The sequence below is a fragment of the Candidatus Villigracilis sp. genome (assembly GCF_057083605.1).
The window spans coordinates 1-5,024 of sequence record NZ_JBXMTI010000060.1 but is presented as its reverse complement, the minus strand read 5'-3'; the positions used below and the strand labels follow the sequence as shown (position 1 = coordinate 5,024).

Below are 5,024 nucleotides of genomic sequence, written 5' to 3'. Positions count from 1 at the left end.
GAGTGCGTGTCGCCGCATCTTTACATCCTTGGTATGCTTTTCGCAGTTCTTTCCGTTCTGCTTCCGTTAGTTTGAATTTCCGCTTTGCCATTGCCCTATTGTACGACTTCTACTTACTTTGTCCATTAGTGTTTATTTTTTAAACTACAAACCAAGATACGCCTCACGGACGTGTTTATCTTTGATCAATTGCCGCGCAGGGCCTTCGATTCCAGATTTGCCTTCCGCAAGCACATATCCGTAATCGCTGATGGCTAATGCCATTTGCACATTTTGTTCCACCAACATGATTGTGAGACCTGTATCACGCAGAGCACGCAGCCCTTCAAAGAGTTGCAGTACAAGCAGAGGCGCAAGCCCGAGTGAGAGTTCGTCGATCATCAAGACCAGCGGTTCAGCCATGATGCCTCTCGCCACCGCCAACATTTGTTGTTCGCCGCCGCTTAATGTGCCCGCTTTTTGAGTATGACGTTCCTTCAAACGCGGAAACATGCTGTAGACCTTTTCAAGATTATTCCTGACTTTCGAACGCGCCCGTTGATTCGACGCACCCATTTCAAGGTTTTCATACACGCTCATGTCGGTAAACAATTGCCTGCCCTCTGGCACAAGCACTAATCCCATCTCTGCTTTGGTATACGCGGGCATTCGGCTGACATCCTGCCCTTGAAACCAGATCGTGCCGCTCCACGGTTTGAGCAGTCCCATCACGGAGCGCAGCATGGTTGTCTTACCAGCACCATTGCCGCCAACGAGGCAGGTTAATTTTCCTTCTTCCAACTTCATGCTTGCGCCCCACAAAATTTGCACTTCGCCATATCCAGAGGTGATGTCACGAACTTCAAGGATAGCCATGTTAATCATCCTCCATCAACTGCTCGGCGAGTTTGGGGTCGCCCAGATAAGCCTCGATCACTTTCGGATGGTTCGCGATTTCATTCGGGGAGCCCTCCGCAATCTGCTCCCCATAATCCAACACAAAAATGCGGTCTGAAACATTCATCACGGCCTTCATCAAATGCTCGATCATAATGATCGTGATGCCCTGCTTACGAATATCCAGGATCATTTGGATCATCCCATCGATCTCGGAATGATTCAAACCCGCAAGGACTTCATCCAGTAAAAGCAGATATGGACGTGACGCAAGCGAGCGCGCCATCTCAAGCCTCTTTTTCTGCGCCACGTTCAGACTCCCTGCAAGCTGGTCGGTGCGACTGGAGATTCCCACAAACTCCAGAACTTCGTCTGCGATCTTTGAAGCGTTCCCCAGGCTTTGACTCTCATGCCCAAAACATGCGCCAACCATTACGTTCTCGCGCACGGTCAACTCATTCAACGGGCGCACAATTTGATGCGTGCGCGCCATACCCATCTTCGCCAGATGATACGGCTTCTTATTCGTCACATCTTTGCCCTGAAATAAAATGCGTCCTTCTTCGGGATGATAGACACCGTTGATGGAATTGAACAATGTAGTCTTGCCCGCGCCGTTAGGGCCGATCAATCCCAGTATCTGTCCTTTGGGAAGATCAAAGGTCACTTGCGTTAAGGCTTGCAGGCCACCGAAACGTTTGGTAACGCCCTGCACTTGTAATAGAAGTGTCATGCCAGCACCCTCCTCAATATTGGGAAGCGCTGCCTAAACCAACCCACCGCACCCGCAGGGATGAACAGCACAATCATCAGCAATAATGCACCTGATACTGAGAGTTGAATATCCTTGAAGAAATCACTGGTCACCAAATACCCGCGCATACCCTGATAGGCAAACGCGCCGAGGATCGGCCCAAGCACCGTCCCCTGCCCACCGAGCATAACCATGACGAGCAACTCAATCGAAGCATGAAGCGGAAAGGCATCATGCGGCTCCACATTTCCATTCTTGAAGAAGAACAACACACCGATCATGCCAGGGATGATGGCAGATAAAACATAAGCCCATGTCTTTGCATCTGGTGCGAATACGCCCATCACCTCCGCCGCGTCTTCGTTCTCACGGATCGCAAGCAGACCTAACCCAAACTTAGATGAGCGGATGAAATAACTCAGGATCAACGCTAGGAAAGCAAGCCCCGCCACAATATAGAAAGACATCTCTAATGCTTTGGCCGCGCCGCCGTATTCCAGATAGGTCTTGAAGTTGAGAGTGATGCCTGTAGGTCCACCGAACAGGTCAAAGTTATTAATGAACGCTCTCATCGCTTCGTTCACACCGATTGTGGCAAGAGCAAAGTAAGCGCCGCGCAATCTCAATATCGCCTTGCCTAAAAGGAAGGCCAGCAAGCCTGAGCTGAATCCGCCAACCAGGATCGAAATCCAAAGCGGCATACCCAAAACGCTGAGCAGATAAAAACCGACATAGCCGCCGAAGCCGAAAAATACGATATGACCAAAGCTCACGTAGCCCGTGTAACCAAGCAGGATATTCAGGCTGGATGCGAGCGCAATGGCTTTCAGGATCGTGAAGGCAGTTTCGCGTGCCGCAACGTTGCCTGTGATGGCGGGGTATAACATCAGCCCCGCAACAACAAGCAGAGGGATAATAATGCCGATGTACTTTTGCCAGTTTCTCATTGTTTCGCTCCAAACAATCCGTTGGGACGAACAAGCAGAACCAAAATGAACAGACCGAATTCAATGACAGGAACCCACGAAGTTTCCATAAAGGCAGGCACAACAGCTTCGAGGACGCCAAGCGCCAATCCGCCAACCAACGCGCCGACAGGGTTGCCCAGGCCGCCCAAGACTCCGATCACAAAACTCTTGAGTTCGTAACTGCCGCCAGAAAGAATGCTGAATGGAAAGAAGGTCGCGATCAATGCCCCTGAGATGGCGGCCAGCATGGTTCCCAAACCGAAACTCAAGGCAAGGATGCGCGAGGATGGAATACCCATCAATTCGGCAGCAGCACGGTTATTTGCCACAGCGCGGATATATTTCCCGGGGCGAGTCCGATAGAGAAACAGATACAGGCTTCCCGTAGCAATGATCGCCGCCAAGGCAGCGATCAGACGTGTGCCGAGCAAAGTAGTTGAACCCAGGCTCACACTACCCATATTGAAATCCACATTGTATGGTGATGTTGTGAAGGCGGCAGTGCCCAACCCAATGATGATCATATTTACGGAGAATGTAGCCAACAGCGAGGAAAGATGCGGCGCATTAATCACACGATGAACGGCTACCATATAGATCAAAACCCCCAGGAGCAGACCAATCGGTGCAATGAGAAATAATCCCAAATATGGATTCACGCCCAACTTGATGAAGATCATGTAAGTGCCAAACATGCCGAGGGCAATGATGGGGCCGTGTGACAGGTTGATAACGTTCATCACGCCCCAGATCAACGTCAGTCCCATTGCAGCTACACCGTATACAAACCCCAGCAGGATTCCATCTGGCAATGAAGCAAGGAGTAGGTTTATTTGTTGCATGGCTCAACTCCGATAGTAACAGACTTCGGAAGTCTCGAAGACTTCCGAAGTCTGTATGACATTTACAAATTATGGAACTGCGATCGGGAAGATCGGATCCTTGGTGGCGACATCTGCAGGCCACACGACTTCGCGGACCAATTCGCCTGCTTCATTCTTCTGCCATTGGATGACGACCATGCTATGACCAATTTGCAAGCCATGCGCTTCGGGACTCGTATCGAACTTGATACCGCCATAGAAGGTGAAGAGATCCATCGCATCAAGCGCAGCTTTGACGGCTTCGCTATCTACCGAGTCAGCATTCAAAACAGCTTTTTCCAGGAGCAGGCCAGCTGCGTATCCGCCCGCAACATGATAGGTGGGTTTTTCGCCAAAAGCTGTTTCATAGGCTGCAGAGAATTCTTCACCCGTGGGACCGTACCATTCAATACCGAGTGCATTGGCTTCTGCTTCGGTGTGAGTGGCTTTGGCTTCCCACTGGCTGGGGCCTGTTACACCAAGCGCGGCATCGCCCAATTCAGAGAATTTGCTATCGGGTGCTGCAACGAGCAGGCCGATGAATTGAATACCGACTTTGCGTTCAAATAACTGACGTGCAAAGGTGCTGCCATCAGGATAGTGACCGCCGCCTAAAACAACTGTCGCACCCGAGTCAACGATCTTATTGATGATCGGCCCGAAGTCGGCGGTATCGGTTGCATAGGGCTCCAGCAGGACGATCTCAAAACCTTGAGATTCTGCATAGGGTTGCAAGCCGTTTACGACGGCAGTGGAGAATTTGTCACTCTCGTGCACGATGGCGATCTTGGCAGCAGGGTCAAGGGTCTTGAGCATATCTATGGTGCTGGTGAGATACAAACTGCCTGGGGTATAAAGCTGGAATACACTGGTGTAACCCTGCTTGTAGGTATCATCGTCAGCCGCACCCGTGGTAATCATCAACTTGCCGTTCTGCTCGGCAATCACTGCGGCGGCGGCGGTAAGGCCAGAAGAATACGGGCTGATCAAAAAGTCAGCGTTGTCTTCTGTGATCAAACGCGTATACAGTTCCTGGACTCGTTCCTTGGTGGATTCATCGTCATAGCTCTGTGCGGCAAATTTAACAACCGTGCCGTCGCTCAATGTGAGTCCACCCGCTTCATTCACTTGATCCATCCACAAATTGAAGCCATTGACCTGGCGTTTGGATGAAACTTCCTGTGCCCCCGTCCGTGAAGCCGTGAAGCCGATTGTGACGGTTACTTCCTCGGCTACAGGTGCTTCGGTCGCCACAACAGGTGCTTCCGTTGGAGCCTCAGTTACAACAGGCGCCTCAGTCACCTGGACCGCCCCGCCCCCGCAGGCAGTGAGCGCAAGACTCACAACCATCAACAAAGCAAATAGATTGAACAGTGTGCGTTTCATTTTCGAACAAGCCTCCTCATTTGGATATGAAAACATTGAAAGCAAATTACATTCGCGCCAACGGCGGGATGTAATCGCGTTTGAATAGATTGTAGGAGGAATGGGGAAATTTCAAATAAAAAACAGGATGGCAGATATAAATAATTTATAAATGTTTTCTGCCCAATCAAGCTCTAT

The 5,024-nt window shown here is 50.5% G+C and carries 5 protein-coding genes; all 5 read right to left on the bottom strand.

Annotation, left to right across the window (positions count from 1 at the left end; genetic code table 11):
* Positions 1-144 precede the first annotated feature (144 nt).
* The 5 genes from AC14M5_RS08995 to AC14M5_RS08975 all read right to left on the bottom strand — a co-directional run bounded on the left by AC14M5_RS08995 (position 145) and on the right by AC14M5_RS08975 (position 4,847).
* Positions 145-855 carry an ABC transporter ATP-binding protein gene (locus AC14M5_RS08995; protein ID WP_484029320.1) on the bottom strand — a complete coding sequence of 237 codons (711 nt, stop codon included), beginning with the start codon at positions 853-855 and terminating at the stop codon, positions 145-147.
* A gap of 1 nt (position 856) precedes the next feature.
* A complete protein-coding gene (locus AC14M5_RS08990) occupies positions 857-1,609 on the bottom strand; it encodes an ABC transporter ATP-binding protein (protein ID WP_484029319.1) in 753 nt (250 codons plus the stop codon).
* On the bottom strand, positions 1,606-2,577 hold the full coding sequence (locus AC14M5_RS08985) for a branched-chain amino acid ABC transporter permease (RefSeq protein ID WP_484029318.1): 972 nt from the start codon (positions 2,575-2,577) through the stop codon (positions 1,606-1,608). Before AC14M5_RS08985 ends, AC14M5_RS08990 begins: the two co-directional genes overlap by 4 nt.
* Positions 2,574-3,440, bottom strand: coding sequence for a branched-chain amino acid ABC transporter permease (locus tag AC14M5_RS08980; RefSeq protein ID WP_484029317.1), 867 nt, complete (start codon positions 3,438-3,440; stop codon positions 2,574-2,576). Before AC14M5_RS08980 ends, AC14M5_RS08985 begins: the two co-directional genes overlap by 4 nt.
* A gap of 69 nt (positions 3,441-3,509) precedes the next feature.
* Entirely contained in the window at positions 3,510-4,847 is a 1,338-nt protein-coding gene (locus tag AC14M5_RS08975) for an amino acid ABC transporter substrate-binding protein (RefSeq protein WP_484029316.1), read from the bottom strand.
* Between the last annotated feature and the right edge of the window lie 177 nt (positions 4,848-5,024).

Coding starts and splice junctions, on each gene's coding strand:
- AC14M5_RS08975 (WP_484029316.1), bottom strand. CDS start 4,847: ATGAAACGCACACTGTTCAATCTATTTGCTTTGTTGATGGTTGTGAGT.
- AC14M5_RS08985 (WP_484029318.1), bottom strand. CDS start 2,577: ATGAGAAACTGGCAAAAGTACATCGGCATTATTATCCCTCTGCTTGTT.
- AC14M5_RS08990 (WP_484029319.1), bottom strand. CDS start 1,609: ATGACACTTCTATTACAAGTGCAGGGCGTTACCAAACGTTTCGGTGGC.
- AC14M5_RS08980 (WP_484029317.1), bottom strand. CDS start 3,440: ATGCAACAAATAAACCTACTCCTTGCTTCATTGCCAGATGGAATCCTG.
- AC14M5_RS08995 (WP_484029320.1), bottom strand. CDS start 855: ATGGCTATCCTTGAAGTTCGTGACATCACCTCTGGATATGGCGAAGTG.